Genomic DNA, 17,267 nt, shown 5'->3' with positions numbered 1-17,267 from the left:
CGGCGCACTCCGGCAGCGGTTCTCTCAGCGCAGTGCGGTGCGGCTCGTAGCGGTCGCCTGCAGCGTCCATCCCTCGGGGACGAACAGCGTCAGCACCGGCGGGTGCCACTGCGTCTGCACCGTCACCTCCGCGGAGGTCCCGTCGGGGGTGCCGGCGCTCACGAGCGTCGCGGTGCCGGTGGCCGCCAACAGCGCGGCGGCCTGCTCGGCCACGCCGTCGTCGGTGAGCTCCGCGGTGGCACCACCCGCGGTGACGGTCAGGACGAACCCGTCGGCGCCCGCGAGCGCGGCGGCGTCGGCCGCGGCATCCGCCCGCTTCTGCGCGAGATACAGGCTCGTGGCGTCGACGCAGACGAGCACCAGCACGAGCGCGAGGATCGCGTAGCCGAGCGTGAGCAGCAGCACGCTCCCCTCGTCGTCCGCCGCGGAGCGCACCGGCCGACTCACGGTTCCACCCAGAAACGCGAGACCTTCTGCACCGAGGTCGCCTCGACCGGGACGCGCGCGAACTGATCCAGGCCCAGGATCGGCGGGACGAGCGGCAGCGGGATCTCGGTCCGGACGATGACCGAGAGCAGGGCGCCCGCGGCCGGACAGTCCGGGGATGTGTCGACGCAGCGAACGTCGACGTCGACGGCACTCGGATCCAGCCCGTACTCCGCGACGATCGCGGCGAGCACCCGCTCGGCACGCTGGTCGGCGGTGACCGTGTCGGGCGCCGAGGCGATGGTCCGGGCGATCTGACGGGCGCCGGTCTCGACGCCGAGCGACTGCCCCTGGATCGCGCCGAGCGCCACGATCAGGTACACGATCGGCACGAGCAGCACGAGGCCGACGAGGATGAACTCGAGCGCCGCCGAGCCGGCGTCGCCGGCGAGACCGGTTTCCACTCCCCCGTCAGCTACGGCGTCGCTCCGGGGGCGGACGCCGCCGCGGTCGGCGATCGCGCCGGCGTCAGTCGAAGCTCTCACGCGGGGCACGCGCGGTTACCTCCATTCCGCCGGGCACGCCGAGCAGCCCGATGAGCGGCAGGGTCGCGACGACGGTGACCTCCACCTCCGCGCCGCGGTCGCCGTCGGTGTCGGCTGCGCTGACCTCGGCATCCAGCGCCCCGCCCACGGCCGTCGAGATCAGCGCTGCCGTACGCGCGGCGCCGGCTGCGGCGTCGGTATCGGCGAGTGCGCCGTGATACGCCCCCTCGACGGCGGCGTCGTGGACGACGTTGCGGATGTAGACCGCGAGCGCCAGCTGCAGCACCGCGAGCGTCAGCAGGGTCAAGAGCGTCCCGACGAGGACGAACTCGACGGCACTGGAGCCGTCATCGTCGTCCCGCAGCCGTCGCATTCTCCCGCTCACACCCACGTCCGATCGCGCGAGGTCAGAAGCCTGACACGCGCTCCAGCGCCTGCTCGAACAAGTCCGCGAGCGCGGGCCCGGCGAGAGTCCAGATCGCGACCACGAGGCCGGCGGTCATGAGCGTCACCAGAACCCATCCCGGGACATCTCCGGTCTCGTCGTCGACGACGTCGCGGACGATCCAGCGGATTGCCTTTCTCATACCCCGCAGTGTGCGCGAATCCCGCCGGCGCCGCGCAAGTTATCCACAGGCGGGTCAGCCCAGGCCGAGCCGGAGCATCACGATGCCAGGGAACACGGCGAACAGAACCGACAACGGCAGGATGAGGAACACCAAGGGCAGGAGCATCAGGATCTCCTTGCGGCCCGCCGCCTCGATGAGCGCCCGCTTGGCGTCCTCGCGGGCGTCGACGGCTTGATCCTGCAGGACGTGCGCGAGCGGGGCGCCGCGGTCCATCGCCGCGACGAGGTGCTCGATCGCTCGGGACAGCGCCGGCACATCGAGCGCCTTCGCAACGGCAAGCAGCGCGTCCGGAAGGCTCGACCCGGTGCCGCTGGCGAGAACCGCCCCGCGGAGCTCCGCCGTGAGCTCGCCCGAGCCGACGTCGCCGACGCGGCGCAGCGCGTCGCGCAGACCCTCACCGGCCGCCAGGCACAGGGAGAGGAACTCCAGCACGGTCGGAAGCTCTTCCTCCACTCGCGCGGTGCGGCGCCGCGCCGCCCGGCTGAGCCGGTGATCCCACCCCACGAGCCCCGCGACGGCCAGCAGCGGCGGCAGCAGCGCGAGGACGGGTCCGCCACGCCCGGCGAGGGTGAACGCCACGGCGAGCACCCCGCCTGCGGCGAGACCGCCGACACCCCAGGCCAGCTGCGTCGCGCGGAACGCGACCACGTCAGGGGCCCACCCCGCCTGCCGCAGTCGGCGTGCGAGGGCCTCGCCGCCGCCCCATCCCGCCGCGATCCGGTCGCGCAGCGCGCGCCAGGTGCCGAACACGGGCGTCGGCGCGAGCGGCGTCAGCCCACGCGGGTCGGCGATGTCCCGCAGGTACGGCGCGATGCGGCGCGACAGCGTCGGCGCGGACCAGCGCGGCACCCGCACCGCGGCCAGGAGGACTCCGGCGGCGAACGCCGTGCCGAGCACGACGGCGCAGGCGGCGAGGCTGACGAGGTTCATCCGAACCACCGCTGCGGTTCGGGGAGCCGGCCGAGCCGCAGCGTCAGCCGGTACGCCACGACGGAGACGGCGGCCCCGATCAGCACGACCATGACGCCGCCCGCGGTCGCGTACGCGGCGGCTCCCTCCGGCCGGATCGCGAGCAGGCCGAGCACCACCCACGGCGCGACGACGCCGACCACCGCCGCACCCCGCACCCAGGACTGCCGCGCCTCGACTTCGGCGCGCAGCGTCGCGTCGGCGCGGACGGATGCCGAGAGCGCACGCAGCACGCTGACCAGCTCGGTCCCGCCCACCTGTCGCGCCATCCGGAGCGTCTCGATGATCCGATCGGATGCCGGGTCGGCCAGAGCCGCCTTCAGCCGGAGCGCGCTGGAGTCGAAGTGGCCCGAGGCCGCCATGTCCGCGGCGAACCGCGCGAAGGCGCCCCGGAGCGGCGGCGGTCCGTTCGCGGCGAGCGCGGAGACCGCATCCGGCAGCGACATGCCCGCGCGCGCGGACGAGATCAGCAGCTCGCACACGTCGGACCACAGCGCGCGCCGCGAGCGGCGCAGACGGCGCCCCCGCGCGCGCAGCCACGCGAACGGGCTCCAGCCGGCCGCGACGGCCGCGACGAGCGCGACCGCGGGGAGGCCGGTGACCAGCCACGCCACAGCGGCACCGACGGCGGCGAGCACGACCGCGATGAGCACCGGGCGCCCCGCGGGCGCGTGCGCGAAGCCCGCCTCCTGCAGCATCCGGTTCACCCGGCCGTCCGACGACGCGGGGCCGCGGCGCATCCCACCCGGCCACAGCCACGGCGAGATCATCAGCAGGATGCCGGCGGCCAGCACCGCACCCCAGACGATCGTCACGACTCGGCCCGCCGGTACACCGGCCGCGTCTGGATCGTGCCGTCGACGACGCGACCGGTGGATTCCACGATCTCCGCGACGAAGCGGCTCCCGTCGGCCGCACGCCGACAGTGCACGACGAGGTCCACACCGGTCGCGATCGCCGGGAGCACGAACCCGGCGTCGATGTTGCGCCCGGCCAGCAGCGGCAGCGTCGCCAGCCGGCTCAGCGCGTCTGTGGCCGAGTTCGCGTGGATGGTGGCGGCACCGGGCACCCCGGTGTGCAGCGCCAACAGCAGATCCAGAGCCTCGGCATCGCGCACCTCGCCGACGATCAGCCGGTCGGGCCGCATCCGCAGCGCCTCCTTCACAAGCCGGCGCAGACTCACGGCGCCGGTGCCCTCCAGACTCGGCTGCCGGCCCTGCAGCGCGACGATGTCCGGCGCATGCACGGCGAGCTCGAACGTCTCCTCGACCGTGATCAGCCGCTGCTCCGGCGGACATGCGCCGATCAGCGCCGCGAGCATCGTCGTCTTCTCCACTTGGTGCGAATGACGCACCTGTTGAGTGGAGGTGTCGAGATGGCGATGAGTGAGTTGGAGAGGCCGCGGACGGGCGAGGTTACTGGTGTCGCGGAGCAGGTGCTGGTGTATCTGCGGATCAGCGAGGACCGGACGGGCGAGGAGGCCGGCGTCGAGCGGCAGCGCGATGACTGCCTGGCCCTGTGCGGTCGCCTTGGCCTGGATGTGGCCGCTGGGGACGTGTTTATGGACAACGACACGTCGGCGTATCTGAACAAGAAGCGCCCCGAGTTCGAGAAGATGCTGGCTCGTGTCAGGCAGGGTCCGTCGCGGGTCGTGGTCTGGCATGTGGATCGCCTCTACCGGCGCCCGCGCGAGTTGGAAGACTTGATCGACTTGGTGGAGTCGCACCCGATCCGTATCGAGGCGGTGATGGGGGGCGCGTTCGATCTGAACACGCATGAGGGCCGGTTGATGGCTCGCCAGCTCGTCGCGATGGCCGCGTACGAGTCCGGGCACAAGGCCGACCGGATCAGGCGCGCGAACCGGCAGAAGGCCGAGCGTGGTGATTGGCATGGGGCGGCGAAGTTCGGGTACGGCACCGGCGGCGTGTTGATCCCGGAGCAGGCGGCGGTGATCCGTGAAATGGCTGACAGGTTCCTGGCGGGCCAGTCGTTGCGGTCGATCACGGCGTGGCTGAACGAGGAGTCGGGGTTCCCGGCCCCGCAGGCGCACACGGGCAAGACGCTCGGGGTGTGGCACGCGACGACGGTGAAGTCGATCCTGGTGTCCGCGCGTATCTCGGGTCAGCGCGCCTACGAGCCGGCACGGAAGCGTGGGGATGCTCCGGCGGGGCGGGAGATTCTGGGTCCGGGGAGCTGGGAGGCGATCATCACCCCAGAGGAGACGACCCGTATCCGGGCGATGCTCTCCCACCCGGACCGCCGGGTCGGGGCGTCCTCGATCAACCTGTTGTCGGCGATCGCGACGTGCGGGAAGTGTGGCTCCGGGCTGGTGTCGGGCAAGAACCGTCGCGGCCCCTCGGATGCGAAGCGCCGCTACTACCGTTGCATGCCCGTCCCCGGCCACCCAGAACGCGGCGGCCTTTCGGTGACGGCGACCGGGTTGGAGACGGTGGTGTCTGAGGCGGTGATCGCCCGGCTCGCGGCGACGACCCTGCCCGCCGATGACGGCAAGACGGGCGGTGCGGTCGCGGAGGCGATGGGGCGGATCATGGCGGCACGGCACCGGATGGAAGACCTAGCCCGCGACTACGGCGCGGGGCTGCTGGCCCGCAGCGAATACCACGCGGGCCGTGTCGCGGCGCAGAACGCCGTCAGAGAAGCCGAAACCACCCTCGGCACCCTGAACCGCGGCGACGCCCTCAAAGGACTCCCCATCGGCGACGAGGCCGCTCTGCGGCACGCTTGGTACGAGGAGTGGACGGTCGGGCAGAAGCGGGCGATCCTGAACGCGCTGATCGACACGCTCGTTGTCCTCCCGGACCCGAACTGCGGCTCCCGGTTCCGGCCCGGACGGGTCCAGCTCACCTTCAAAGCCTGACCGGCAGCCGCCCGCGCACGGCGGGCGGGCATCATCCGGGGTGGGCAACGAGCGCGCGGAGCCGGTCGAGTGCCACTGGATCGGTGACCGCGAAGGACACCCCGGATGCCTCGCACGCCTGCCGCGTCCACTCTCGAATGTCGAAGTCCCCGGCGAGTGCCGGCGTCCGCGGGGCCGCGCCAGCACCGTCTGGTATCGCGTCCAGGCGAGGCTCGGGCCGCAGGGTGGTGGTCACGGCAACTCTCCGGTGTCCGGGTTGAGGCCGGCGTAGAACTCGTCCTCGGCCTGACGGCGGGCGGCGATATCCTCCCCCGTGAACTGTGCGAAGTCGGCATCGCGGTGCGGGATGACGATGTCCTCGACGGATGGGGCGGGCTTCTCGCCGGGCCAGGCGGTCTGCCGTGTGGGACGGTCGCGGTCCAGGCGGGTGCCGGACGCGGCGACCCACTCCCGCAGTCGTCCTCGTGCCTCGGCGAAGTCGCGGTGCCAGCCCAGCGGCGCGGACCCGTTCTCCTCCGGGTCATACGCGCACAGCCAGTGCAGATGCAACGCGCTCAGCTCCCATACCAGCTCTGCATGCCGGTGCCAGAACGGCGGGAGGACGCTGGCGGGAAGCCCGTAGGTGCGGCGCAACCAGTTCACCCACTTATTCAGCTCCCGCCACTCGACCTTGGCCTCGTCGGCGGTGAGCAGGTTCCAGTTGACCGGATGCGGCGGCTCGGGCAGTTCCTCGCCCTGGCCGCTCTCATTCGACTCCTCCGCGGCGTCCTCGGTTTCGGCGTCGATGTCGGTGGGAGGCTCTGGCGCGTCGTCGGGTTCAGGCGCGGTAGCGGTGTGCTCGGTCATCTCAGCCTCACAGAGCCGGGGCGGGTGCGGACGGGCGGGTGCTGCGTGGTGCGGTGAACTGCACGGGCAGGTCGCGGTGCCGGGTGGGCTGATCGGTCGGGACGTCGGGGACGGCGGCGGTGGGGCGGCGTCCGACCTTCCACATCTCGAACTCCTGCCCGGTGATCGTGGCTGGGTCGGTGCGGTCCCGGACCGGGCGGAACCGGCCCTCGGCGACGAACCCGGTCCCCTTGGACAGCAGCGCGGCCGCTTCCTCGGCGGCGTCGCCGTAGGCGACGATAGGGACGTACTCGGTGGGCAGTTTCGTGTAGGTGCCGTCCCGTTCCCGGCGGCCCTGCCGCTGGCCGGCGCGGGCGTAGAAGCGGGGCGTGCCGTCGCGGGCCGGGTCCGTGGACGGCTCCGTGGCGACATACCCCGACAAGGACTGGTGAGTGCGGACAGCCATCAGACTTCCTCCTGACATCAACGACCCCGAGAATCCGGGGCCTCCATGCCAGGCAGGTGCGCTCACCCGCCCCTACGGTCGCTGTTGCAGCAGTGCCTCGACCTCCGTGCGGTCCGCGCGCAGCCTGGTCGCGTCGGGTCGCTGGGTCCAGGTGCGGAGCCTGGTGACGATGGGCGGGGCGGATCGGAGTAGGACGAGGGCGGTGCCGAACGGGAGGGTGCGGATCGCGTCAGGTGGCATGATCGGCACCCGCCGGATGGAGCGTTGCGCGGTGCGGGACCCGTGGTCGCCGACGGTGGTGGAGTCGGTCACCTCGTCCCGCTCGCCGATGAGGGTGGTGAGGTCGTGGAGGTCTTTCGAGTTCGATGCGCCGCCGAGGATGATCTTCACAATGCTGGCGTCCCAGATGGCACCGGCGGCGTTCTCGGACCACTTCTCGCGAGCTTGGGCGAGGCTTTGGAGGACGGGCATGGTGGTGATCCCGGTGCCGCCTCCTTCGGCCATCAGGGTCGGCAGCGACGGGAGCGGGGCGAGGTTGCCGACCTCATCCAGCGCGAGCAGCAGCGGCGGGTCCAGGCGTGCGCCGGGGCTGGTCGCGGCGATCCGGCGTGCGGCTTCCACGACATCCTCCACGAATGCCGCGACCAGTGCGGCGGAGTTGTTGGCTCCCGCGCCGGTCGCGAGGAGGTAGAGGGTGCCTTTGGCGCGGAGGAACGCTTCGGGGTCGAAGTCCTCGCCCTCCCGTGGGGATACGGCGTCGAGGACGCGGGGGTCTGCGAGGGCGGCCAGGGCGAGGGAGACGCCTTGCCAGATGGAGTCGCGGGTGCGGGGGTCGGAGTCGATCATCGCTTGCAAGCCTTCCGCCCACCCGACTGCCGCGTTCGGGTTCGCGGTGAGGATCGCGACCGCGTCCGCGGCGGCGGACGGGTCGAGGGTCCACCGGAACAGCTCGCCCGGTGGACGGTGGTCGAGGGCGGCGGCGTGCAGGAGGGCTTGGAGAGCGGTGCGGGTCTTCCCTTCCCAGAATCCGCCGCCTTCGACACCGCCGGCGGACAGGCCGGTGCCGGCGGCGAGTCCGGTGGCGCGGATCATCGCCGTCAGCGGGTCCTCGCATCCGCGGATCGGTGACCAGCGCAGGCCGGCGGGGACGCCTTCGGCGAGGTGCTGAGGGTCGAACACCGCCACCGGCCCGCCGCGGCGCTCACGGGCGCGGAGGGTCGCGGCGAGGTTGTCCGGGCGGGTGCTGGTGGTGACCACCGCGCCGGGCGCGTCAAGGATCGCGTTGATGACGATATGGGCGCCTTTGCCGGACCGGGGCGGGCCGAGCAGGAGAATCGAGTCCTCCACCGACGCCCATACTCCGTGCCCGCGGGACGCGCCGATCCGGTATCCGACATCTGTGGGTTGCGGGGTGTCCAGGGAGGGGCGCAGGTGTCCGGCCCGGTGCAGCAGCGCCTTCTCGGAGCCGGCGCGTGCGACCTCGGTGCGGGTGGCGATCCCGGCGATCCGGTACGGGTCGGTCTTCACCTGCCGGCCGTGATCGCGCAGCAGCCGCCACCCCCACCACCCGGCCGCGCCTGCGGTGAGGATGAGGACGCTCGCGGTGATCCAGTACGCGACCGCGCCCAGACCTGGGGCGTCGAGCGCGGTGGCCGGGTCGCCGGGGTTCAGCAGCACGCCCAGGCCGGCCTCGATACCGCCGGCGGGTTGGGTGGTGCCGGTGATCCAGGCGGCGACGGACCCGGCGCCGCGGAGGATGGCGGCGAGGATCGCGGCTGAGATGAGGATGCCGATGCCGAGGTTGCTGAGCTCGTCGCCGAGGGACCCGGATGGCCTGGGGGTGCTCATCCGGGGTGCCCGATCGTGAGGGTGCCGGAGACGCGGCCGAGCAGGATCACCTCGCGGGTCGGAGACGCGCCAGCCTGTTCGGCGGTGAGCAGGGCGCGCATGGTCCCGTCCGGGGCGGCATCGCCGTGCGCGATGACCACCGCTATGGCGACATCCTCACCGGGCACGAAGCCCGCCCCGTGCAGGACGACCAGCTCCGGCATCGCCTGACGTGCAGGGCGGTCCGGGGTAGGGTCGGGTGCGGGCCGGCGGCGGCGTGTGCTGGGGGTGATGATGTCGGTGAACACCGTTCCGTCCGCCTCACGGACCTCGACCCTCACCGCCGAACGGTGCGTGTCGGTGAGCTGGTCGAGCACGCGGGCGAAGTCCTCCCGCCGCCACGCTGGTGCGAACGGTTCCGGCGCCACCGGCTCCCCGTCCACGGTGACCGTCAAGGTCCCGGTAGGCGCGACGGTGATGACCACTTGTGGCAGCACGACCGGGACCGGCGGTGTCTCGCTCTCACGGTCTGGGTCGGGGTTGGGGGTGGTGCGCTTGTAGCGCGGGCGGGCCATCAGGATTCCTGCCGATCGTTCGAGATTCCCGAAGAACCGTCGAGATTCCTGAACTCGCGGCCTTTCTGGGTCATGCGTCCGGTGGTGTCGAACGCGGCGAGTTCGGCGGGGTGGAGCTGGTGCTGGACGACGAAGGAGCGGTCCTTGATCCGCCACAGGCCCTGCCCGGTGCCGAGCCCGGGGAGCAGCTTCTGCTCCGTGCCGGTGAGCCCGAGCGCGGTCGCGGTCGCGCCGAGCTGGTCGGGCTCTTGCCGGTAGATGATCCTGGTCTCGGCGTTCGCCAATAAGGACGAGGCGAGGGCGCGCATGGCGGAACCTTGGTCGCCGACGTTGTCGAGGTCGGTGAGCTTGTGGAAGATCAGCATGTTCGCGATCCCGAAATGCCTCGCGAGCCTCCATTGGGCGTCCATGCGGCGCAGCAGGGCGGGGTATTGCATGAGGCGCCAGGCTTCGTCGTAGATCACCCACCGTTGGCCGCCGTCCGGGTCCGACAGCGCCGACTCCATCCACGCGGAGGAACACGTCATCAGCACGGAGATGAGCGTGGCGTTCTCCGCGACCCTCGACAGGTCCAGGGACACCATCGGCAGGGACGGGTCGAACCGGACCGTCGAGGGGCCGTCGAAGAGTCCTTGGAGGTCTCCGGCGACCAGGCGACGCAGAGCATGTCCGACCAGGCGGCCGTCTTCGGCGAGGCGCCCGTCTTCGTCGTCGGCGGGGTTGGGGGCGAGGATGCGGTCGACGACCATCGGCAGGATCGGCACCTCCGCCGACCTCACGGCGTCCCTCAGGGCGAGGTCGATGGCGGTGTGCTCCAGCGGCGAGAGCGGCCGGTCCAGCACGGTCTCCGCGAGAGCGCCGATCAGGTCGCGGCGGCGGGAGGCGACCTGCATCGCCCATTCCGCATCCGACACGGCGGAAGGCCGGTGTCCCTCATCGAGTGGGTTGAGGCGGTTCGACAGGCCGTGGCCGAGGACGATCGCTCGTCCGCCGACTGCTTCGGCGACGGCGGTGTGCTCGCCTTTCGGGTCGCCGGGAACGTACACGCGACGGCCGAACGGGAGGGAGCGGGTGTAGAGGGACTTCGCCAGCGACGACTTCCCCGACCCGACGATCCCGGCCAGCACGACATTTGGGGCGGTGATGAGGCCCCGCTGGTAGAGCACCCACGGGTCGTACACGAACGACCCGCCGGAGTAGAGGTCTTGGCCGACGAACACCCCTTGGCTGCCGAGGCCGCCTTCGGCGAGGAACGGGTACTGGCCGGCGAGGGTCGCACTCGTGTCTTGGTGCTTGGGGAGTCGGAACCGGACCGGTGTCCGCAGCGCCGCCGGTCCCGGCTCGCCGGCGGCGGGCAGGTAGGTGGTGGCGCGTTTCTCGGCCTGCTCGGCCTGCCAGCGGGCTTTCGCCTGCGCCTTCCGCATCTCGCGGGCGGTGGTCTCGATCCGGGTCGCGGCCTGTCTGCGGGCCTTGCGGTGCCGGCGGCGTTCGCCTTCCGGGCCGACCAGCACCGCCGTATGCAGCCGGCCCTCCTCCTGCCCGGTCACAGCGCCAGCCCCCGCCCCTGCGACGCAGACGCGCCCGGCCGGCGCGCGAACCAGTCCTTCCCCTCCGATCGCCGCGTCCGCGCCTGCGCACGCTCCGACGTCCCCGCGGCCGATACCGACGCCGAGGCGGGGGCCGGTGCGGCGACCGCGCCCAGCTCCGGGTCGGGGGCAGCGTGGTGGGCACGCAGCAGGGAGACGTGGCTGAGGAAGGGACTGTAGGTGAGGGTGTAGGTGCCGTGGGTCGCGGTGCGGTCGAGGGTCCCGACAGGGGGTGTGTCGTAGACGTATCCGTTCTCGAGCGCGGCCTGGGTCGTCTCCTCCCCGAAGTCGTAGCCGGTGAGGTGGTCGATCGCGGCGTCCGTGCCGTCTCGGTCGATGATGTCGAGCACACGGTCCGCGTCCTCCCCTTGGAGGAACACGACACTCACCCATCGCCGGTCGGTCGTGTCGGGCAGGTCGGGGTCGTGGTCGATCAGCTCGGCCAGGCTGTCGGGGTCGCGGCGGGCGGCGTCGGCCACCCATTCGGGGAACGCCCCGTCGTGGTCGGTGTGGTCGCCGGGGTGATCGAGCGCGTACTGGCGGGAATCGCCGGCGGCGGATAGGAACACCGCGAGCTCCCGCAGCGCCCGCGCCGGGGACACCGGCGCTCCGGTCCCGGTGAACAGGTCCCGCCCTTCGATGCTCTGCCCGGTGGCGGGGTGCTGGATCAGGTACGCGTACCGCTGGTGCTCACCCAGCGGCACGTCCGGCCACACTGTCAACGTCAGCTCCCCGGCCTGCACCGTGGCACGCACGGCGCCGGAGGTGTCGAGCGGTTCCGGTGCGGGGTGCCAGGCGATCCGCCCGGACTGCGACATTGCCGCGTCCACCCGGTCATGCACCGCATCCAGCAGGGTGCCGGCCTGGTGCAGCTCGTCGGCAGCCGCCAGCGCAGCGGTCGCCCCGGCGGTCTGGTTGCCGGCGTCGTCATGCGCGCGGGACCGACCGCCGATGTGGGCGGCGGCGAGCTGGTCGAGCACCTGCCGCAGCGACCGCACCCCCGCCAGCAGATCACCGAGCACCGCGTAAGTGTCAGCCGGGTCGGCGAACGTGCGAGTCGCGTGGGCGAGCCCCCGCAGCGCCTGGGATGCCTCGGCGGCGTCGTCTACCGGATGGGTGAAGGTCGGCATGATCGGAACTCCTCGCAAGTGCGGTCGGGTGGGGGTGGTCAGACGTTTCGGCACAGCGGCAGCGCGGCGGCGGTGAACGCCTGGGCTTGCTGGCCGACCAGGCGGCGGGTTTCGCAGGACGCTTGGATCGCGGACTGCTCGACCGCGGCGACCGCGGCGTCGAGCTCATCGACGGTGGGCGCGGAGATGCTGATGAGGCCGGTGACGCGCAGGACGCCGTGCCCGGCGGTCAGATCGGCCTCCTGTTGCAGCACGTCGTCCAACTCGGCGGATGCGCCTGCGTCTTCGATCTGCCCGATCTTGCGGCGCTGGGCGGCATCGCTGATGAGTTCGGTTTTCTTCTTCCGCAGGTCGCGGGCGGCCTGGTCGGCGCGGACGGGGGTGTAGTGCAGGGAGAGGGTGCGCAGGATGCCGCCGGTGAGCACGAGCGGGGCCAGGAACCCCGGATAGACCTGGGAGCGGGGCCATTCGGTGATCCACAGCACTGCATGGTGCGCGGAATCCGACCGCAGCCGTTCCCACGTCTCGGTGACCGCGACCGGGCCTGCGGTGGCGAGGTCGCGGCCGAGATCGCCGTGTCGTTCCAGGGCGGGCGCGGCGGCGGGGTCGTAGGCGGAGCGGAGGATGACGGCGACCTCTCCTGGCGTGAGCCAACCGGTGCTGGACAGCTCCGCCGCGCGCAGCGCCGTCGTGAGCGTGGTCATCTCCTGCCGCAGCACCGCCGCGGCGCCTCTTATCCCGCCGCCGGCGGTCCTGATCTGCCGGGCGGCGGCTTTCATGTCGAGTGCGAGGCTGATGGTGGTGGCGTGGCGTTCCCCGGCGGGGCCGGCCCGGTCGATGAGTTCGGCGTAGGTGGTTGCAGCCCACGAGCCGTCGTCGGTGCCGTGGGTGGCCCACCACTCCGCGAGCCCGGTCCCGGAGTCGGGCAGGGTCCGTTCGGACACCTGAATCCGCGCGATTCGTCCGGACCGGCACGAGGCGGCCAGCACGCGCCCCCACCCGGACACGCGGCGCTGCTGCTCGCCGGGGTCCAGGAGCACGAACGCGGGATGGGAGACGCCGAGGATGACGGTGAGGGTCTGCGCGTGGGGGTCGTGGATCATGCCCGCCCCGGTCTCCGGGTCCTCCCACTCCCGCAGGGCCGCGGCATCCCCGGGCAGGGCGAGGGTTCCGGCTGGGCGCGGGGCGATGACCCGGCGGCGGTGGATGAGCTGCCCGAGATAGGTTCGCGCCGCCCAGCGGGCAAGGATGGGCACCCACTCGATCACCTTCCGCCCGCCGGCGGGGATGACCGCGAGAAGCGCAGCGCCGGCCCAGACAGGGGAGGTCCAGGCCAGACCCATGCCCCCTGCCGTGTAGAGGGAGGCGACGACGATGAGGATCGCGATGCCGAGGACGATCAGTTGCGGCAACGACAGGCCCAGCAAGATTCCACGGCGCGTGAGACGAGAGAACTGCACCGGGGCCAGCGGGTAGTCGGCGTGCGTAGTGGTGGCCATCAGGGGTCACTCCTTCCCAGAAGCGGCAGGCTTGGTCGACGGCGGCGGTGCCGGCTGGGAACGGCGCGGCGCAGACCCGGAGGAGGGCGGCACGGTCGGGGCGGGGTTCGCGGTGGCGGGCGGGACCGGCGGCGGAGCGGCCTGCTCCGCTGCTGCCCCGGCGTGGCCGTCGGCGGCTCCGCCGACGGCGGTCCCGGCCTTCGGCCCGGCGGTCGCGGCGCCCTTGACGACCGCGCCCCCGACGATCACGGCCGCACCGACCGGACCAGCCGCCGCCCCAGCACCCGCAGCGCCGGCCCCCGCACCCGCGCCGGCGCCAGCGCCGGCACTCGCTCCGCCGGATGCAGCGGTTGTGCCTGCGGCGGTCCCTGTCGTTCCCGCGCTGGCCGTGGTCCCGGCGGCGCCCTTCGGAGCCGCCCCGCCTCCACCGGCACCGCTGGCGCCGGTGCCGGGGTTGCCGCCGTCGAGGACTTTCTTGGCGGTGTCGCCCTGCGGGGCGGACGGGACGGGGACGGGCCGGTTCAGCGCCGACTTCGCCTCTTGTTCCGAGCTCATCGCGTGGTACATGTCGAACCCCACGAACGACAGGAACTTGTAGGTGATGTACGGCGCGAACGCCGCAACGAACATCAGCACCACCCCCGCGATCGGGTCGCTGATCGAGGCAAGGTCCGCCTCGATCGGGGCGGACACCTGGCCGATGGCGACCAGGAAGATCACCACCAGGACGAGCTTGGAGAGAATCAGCGCGATCACGAACGCCGCCCACTTGCCGAACCAGCCCTTGGTCGCATCCCACGTCGCCCCGGCCAGGGCGATGGGTCCGAACACGATCGCGACCAGCAGCAGCGCCTTCCTTATGAGGAGGGAGAACCAGACGATTGCCGCCGCACTGATGGCAAGGCCGGCGAGGAAGATGGTCAGGATCGCGCCGACGCCAGGGGCGGCGATGTTGATCCCGGCAAGTCCCGTGGCGAGGAGCCCGATCTGGGTCCCCATCCCTTCCATCGTGTTCCCGGTCGCCTGCACGATCCCCACCGCGAGCTGATCGGTCACTTCCAGCAGCAGCGCGGTCAGGGTGATGACCAGGAACGACCCGAGCACGCTCTTGGCGAGGCCGAGGGCGGCACGACTGAGCGCGGTGGGGTCGCGGTGGATGAGGCCGGTGATGAGCTGCAAGCAGAAGAACACGAGCATCACGAAGATCGCGACACCGAACAGGACGTTGTAGACGCCGACATACTCCGCGGACGTGACGTCGACGAGAGTGGTGGTATCGAACACCCACCACACCGCCTCGAACAGCCACGCGGCAGCACCGGCCATCGCCTGCCCGAGCCAGTCGAACGGTGCCGCGATCAGCGACGCGGTGCCCTCGCCGACCGCATCGCAGACCGAGGAGATGACCGGGACATCGCAGATGCTCACCGCACCCACCCCCACGGATGGTGCCTTGCTCGGGTGGTCATCAGACGGCCTGCCCGACGCTCCAGAAGAAATTGATGAGCGTCACCGCGGCACCGCAGATGATCGCCGCCCCGCACGACACGAGCACACCGACCTTCCCGCGGGAGGCGAGGTGCGGGTTGGAGGAGTTGGCGCCGAACCCCCACACGATCGCCGAGACGATCAGCGCGAGGACGGAAAGGATCAGGCCCACGGTCATCACCGCGCCGACGATGATGCGCAGTTGCTCGATACCGGGAAGGCCCGAGCTGTTGGGGTCGATGTCGATCACGAGGGTGCTCCTGACTGTTCACGAGACGTGTTCTCGACGGTCAGGTGCACCCCGTCACCCCGCACCGAGAGCAGCGCGGATGGTGGCTCGTATCGTGGAGACGTGTCAGTGAGTCGAGTGGGGGCCGCGTATGCGAAGCGTGCGGGCGAGTACATCGACGCCCTAGGGTTCATCGAGGCCACGGCCGAGCAAGACAGGGAACTGATCGGGGAATGGGCGGAGGACGTCCCCGGCCTGATCCTCGATGTCGGGTGCGGGCCGGGACACTGGACGGCGTGGCTGCACCAACGAGGTCACGACATCGAAGGCATCGACCCGGTGCCCGCATTCATCGACCACGCCACGGCGACCTACCCGAATGTCCCGTTCCGTGTCGGACAAGCCGAGCACCTGCACGTCGCGGACGCCAGTCTCGGCGGCATCCTGGCCTGGTACTCGCTCATCCACACCGACCCCGCCCGTGTCCCGGCCGTGCTCGGCGCCCTCGCCCGCGCCCTCACTCCGGACGGGTCGCTCGCACTCGGATTCTTCGACGGCCCGGTGGTCGCCGCGTTCGATCACGCGGTGACCACCGCCTACGTCTGGACTATCGACGCGCTCGCACAAGCGGTGGAGGAAGCCGGGTTCACCGTGACTGCGCGGTACACGCGCACGGACCCCGGCGCCCGGCCGCACGGGGCGATCATCGCCCGTCGAACCCGGTCCGGCTCGGACTGATCGGCTGCGTCCGCGGTCAGAGCTGTTCGCCGACGCCGAGGAGGAAGTTGACCCAGGCGACCCCGGCGCCGGCGAGGGCTGCGGCGCCGAGGGAGACGAACAGGCCGGTGCGGGCTTTGGTGGCGGCCTGGTAGTTGCCGGAGGATGAGGCTATTGCCCAGACGATCGAGCAGACGATCAGCATCAGCACGGCGATCACGAGGACGAACATCAGCAGCGCGCCGACGATCGCGCGTAGGTCGCTCGCGCCGCCGACGCCGCCGAAGTCGGGGAACACGTCCATCAGAGCCCACCGCCTGCCGTGCAGGAGGCCAGGGTGGTGGCGCCGCCACTTATGCCTTCCGCGCCGTGGTCGGTCAACCAGGCGTCCCCGTCGACGGGTTCAGCGCCTCGCCCGCCGGGGTAGATCTCGAAGTGCAGGTGCGGCCCCGTGGACTGGCCGGAGGAGCCGACATCGCCGATGTGCTGCCCGGCGGTGACCGTCTGCCCTCCGGTGACGTGGATGCCGTGCTCCCACATGTGCGCGTAGTACGACGCGACCCGCTGCCCGCCCACGGTGTGCTCGATGACGATCAGGCCGCCGTAGCCGCCGGAGAACTCCGCCAGCACCACGACGCCGTCTGCGGCGGCGAGGATCGGGGTGCCGTCCGCGGCGGCGAAGTCCGAGCCGGTGTGGAAGGAGCGTTCCCCGGTGGTCGGGTGTGTGCGCCACCCGAACGGGCTCGTGCGCACCCACGTCCCCTCCGGCAGCGGGAACACGATCCGGGTGGTCTCCGGCACCACCGGGGCACCACCGACCCCGGTGGGTGCGGGGCGGGTGAGGGCGGCGAGGATGGCTTCGGCGACCGGTTGATAGTTCTGATACCTGTCCGGGTACGCGGAGACTTCGACGGCTTGCGCGGCTTCGCCGGGGTCCATGCTCTGCCAACCGGGGATGTCGAGCAGGCCGCGCGGCGAGGGGTAGTTGGGGCCGGTGGGTCCGCCGTAGAACGCGCGCGCCTGATAGGTCGGGTCCATGAGGTCGGCGACGGTGCCCCACCCGGATTGCGGGCGCATCTGGAACAGGCCCAGGCTGTCGCGGTCACCGCCGTTGCCGTCGTTCGGGTAGTCCGCCGATTCGGGGTAGGTGCCGGTGTTGGCGAGCATCCGCAGCGTGGACTCGGTCAGCGCCGCCATCAGCGCGATCACCACGCCGGGCCGGCCGACTCCGGCGGTCTGGGAGCCTGTGGTGATGATCGTCGCCGCGTGCGTGAGCTGCGTCTTGTTCAGGGTGATGGTCTCCCCGTTGCGGGTGGTGGCGGTCAGGGAATCCGGGATCGGGCCGACGATCAGCGATCCCGGCGCGCAGGCGGTCATCGCTGGGTTGACCACCGCAGCGACCCCGACGAGCACGACCGAGGGGGCCAGAAACAGCAGAACGATCGCGGCGGCGGCGAGCTTCTTCCACATCAGGACAC

The 17,267-nt window shown here is 71.7% G+C and carries 20 protein-coding genes; 2 read left to right on the top strand and 18 right to left on the bottom strand.

What is annotated here, in order from left to right:
• Positions 1-24: 24 nt before the first annotated feature.
• From JOD60_RS10155 to JOD60_RS10125, 7 genes are read right to left on the bottom strand one after another with little or no spacing between them, the layout of a single operon-like run.
• Entirely contained in the window at positions 25-435 is a 411-nt protein-coding gene (locus tag JOD60_RS10155; protein ID WP_076690505.1) for a pilus assembly protein TadG-related protein, read from the bottom strand.
• Positions 436-443: 8 nt separating this feature from the next.
• Complete coding sequence (locus tag JOD60_RS10150) at positions 444-971, bottom strand: TadE family protein (RefSeq protein ID WP_307823864.1); 528 nt, start codon at positions 969-971, stop codon at positions 444-446.
• Entirely contained in the window at positions 955-1,344 is a 390-nt protein-coding gene (locus JOD60_RS10145; RefSeq protein WP_076690503.1) for a TadE/TadG family type IV pilus assembly protein, read from the bottom strand. Before JOD60_RS10145 ends, JOD60_RS10150 begins: the two co-directional genes overlap by 17 nt.
• A gap of 34 nt (positions 1,345-1,378) precedes the next feature.
• Positions 1,379-1,558: a hypothetical protein gene (locus JOD60_RS10140; protein WP_076690502.1), complete on the bottom strand. Its 180-nt coding sequence runs from the start codon at positions 1,556-1,558 to the stop codon at positions 1,379-1,381.
• Positions 1,559-1,612: 54 nt separating this feature from the next.
• Complete coding sequence (locus JOD60_RS10135) at positions 1,613-2,530, bottom strand: type II secretion system F family protein (RefSeq protein ID WP_076690501.1); 918 nt, start codon at positions 2,528-2,530, stop codon at positions 1,613-1,615.
• Positions 2,527-3,384: a type II secretion system F family protein gene (locus tag JOD60_RS10130; RefSeq protein ID WP_076690500.1), complete on the bottom strand. Its 858-nt coding sequence runs from the start codon at positions 3,382-3,384 to the stop codon at positions 2,527-2,529. The genes JOD60_RS10135 and JOD60_RS10130 overlap by 4 nt, the downstream gene beginning before the upstream one ends.
• Complete coding sequence (locus JOD60_RS10125) at positions 3,381-3,923, bottom strand: CpaF/VirB11 family protein (RefSeq protein WP_232321746.1); 543 nt, start codon at positions 3,921-3,923, stop codon at positions 3,381-3,383. Before JOD60_RS10125 ends, JOD60_RS10130 begins: the two co-directional genes overlap by 4 nt.
• Between JOD60_RS10125 and JOD60_RS10120 the strand changes: the two genes are divergently transcribed.
• Entirely contained in the window at positions 3,915-5,447 is a 1,533-nt protein-coding gene (locus JOD60_RS10120; RefSeq protein WP_084202150.1) for a recombinase family protein, read from the top strand. The two genes, JOD60_RS10125 and JOD60_RS10120, sit on opposite strands and share 9 nt — an antisense overlap.
• Before the next feature lie 231 nt (positions 5,448-5,678).
• Here JOD60_RS10120 and JOD60_RS10115 read toward each other — a convergent pair whose 3' ends face one another.
• The 9 genes from JOD60_RS10115 to JOD60_RS10075 form a co-directional block, all read right to left on the bottom strand.
• Positions 5,679-6,293 (bottom strand): hypothetical protein, encoded by a 615-nt coding sequence (locus tag JOD60_RS10115; RefSeq protein ID WP_157127928.1) that lies wholly within the window; start codon positions 6,291-6,293, stop codon positions 5,679-5,681.
• Between the two features lie 7 nt (positions 6,294-6,300).
• Positions 6,301-6,738, bottom strand: coding sequence for a single stranded DNA-binding domain-containing protein (locus JOD60_RS10110; protein ID WP_076690499.1), 438 nt, complete (start codon positions 6,736-6,738; stop codon positions 6,301-6,303).
• A gap of 72 nt (positions 6,739-6,810) precedes the next feature.
• A complete protein-coding gene (locus JOD60_RS10105; RefSeq protein WP_076690498.1) occupies positions 6,811-8,586 on the bottom strand; it encodes a type IV secretory system conjugative DNA transfer family protein in 1,776 nt (591 codons plus the stop codon).
• Positions 8,583-9,140 carry a hypothetical protein gene (locus tag JOD60_RS10100; protein ID WP_232321745.1) on the bottom strand — a complete coding sequence of 186 codons (558 nt, stop codon included), beginning with the start codon at positions 9,138-9,140 and terminating at the stop codon, positions 8,583-8,585. Before JOD60_RS10100 ends, JOD60_RS10105 begins: the two co-directional genes overlap by 4 nt.
• Positions 9,140-10,687, bottom strand: a complete 1,548-nt coding sequence (locus JOD60_RS10095) for a VirB4 family type IV secretion system protein (RefSeq protein WP_076690497.1) — start codon at positions 10,685-10,687, stop codon at positions 9,140-9,142. Before JOD60_RS10095 ends, JOD60_RS10100 begins: the two co-directional genes overlap by 1 nt.
• Positions 10,684-11,856 (bottom strand): hypothetical protein, encoded by a 1,173-nt coding sequence (locus tag JOD60_RS16765; protein ID WP_232321744.1) that lies wholly within the window; start codon positions 11,854-11,856, stop codon positions 10,684-10,686. The genes JOD60_RS10095 and JOD60_RS16765 overlap by 4 nt, the downstream gene beginning before the upstream one ends.
• A gap of 38 nt (positions 11,857-11,894) precedes the next feature.
• Positions 11,895-13,355 carry an SCO6880 family protein gene (locus JOD60_RS10085; protein ID WP_076690496.1) on the bottom strand — a complete coding sequence of 487 codons (1,461 nt, stop codon included), beginning with the start codon at positions 13,353-13,355 and terminating at the stop codon, positions 11,895-11,897.
• A gap of 6 nt (positions 13,356-13,361) precedes the next feature.
• Positions 13,362-14,783, bottom strand: a complete 1,422-nt coding sequence (locus tag JOD60_RS10080) for a TrbL/VirB6 family protein (RefSeq protein WP_076692165.1) — start codon at positions 14,781-14,783, stop codon at positions 13,362-13,364.
• 40 nt (positions 14,784-14,823) lie between these two features.
• The gene (locus tag JOD60_RS10075) at positions 14,824-15,093 is read right to left on the bottom strand and encodes a DUF6112 family protein (protein WP_076690495.1); all 270 of its coding nucleotides are present in this window, start codon (positions 15,091-15,093) and stop codon (positions 14,824-14,826) included.
• Positions 15,094-15,195: 102 nt separating this feature from the next.
• On the opposite strand from JOD60_RS10075, the gene JOD60_RS10070 reads away from it, so the two are divergent.
• A complete protein-coding gene (locus JOD60_RS10070) occupies positions 15,196-15,810 on the top strand; it encodes a class I SAM-dependent methyltransferase (protein WP_076690494.1) in 615 nt (204 codons plus the stop codon).
• Positions 15,811-15,826: 16 nt separating this feature from the next.
• Here JOD60_RS10070 and JOD60_RS10065 read toward each other — a convergent pair whose 3' ends face one another.
• Positions 15,827-16,093 carry a DUF6112 family protein gene (locus tag JOD60_RS10065; RefSeq protein WP_076690493.1) on the bottom strand — a complete coding sequence of 89 codons (267 nt, stop codon included), beginning with the start codon at positions 16,091-16,093 and terminating at the stop codon, positions 15,827-15,829.
• The gene (locus tag JOD60_RS10060; protein ID WP_076690492.1) at positions 16,093-17,259 is read right to left on the bottom strand and encodes a M23 family metallopeptidase; all 1,167 of its coding nucleotides are present in this window, start codon (positions 17,257-17,259) and stop codon (positions 16,093-16,095) included. The genes JOD60_RS10065 and JOD60_RS10060 overlap by 1 nt, the downstream gene beginning before the upstream one ends.
• Positions 17,260-17,267: the final 8 nt, after the last annotated feature.

Origin of the sequence: Microbacterium aurum (assembly GCF_016907815.1) — a bacterium.
GTDB classification, from domain to species: domain Bacteria; phylum Actinomycetota; class Actinomycetes; order Actinomycetales; family Microbacteriaceae; genus Microbacterium; species Microbacterium aurum.
The sequence above is the reverse complement of the archived record's forward strand: the minus strand, read 5'-3'. Positions and strand labels throughout refer to the sequence as shown.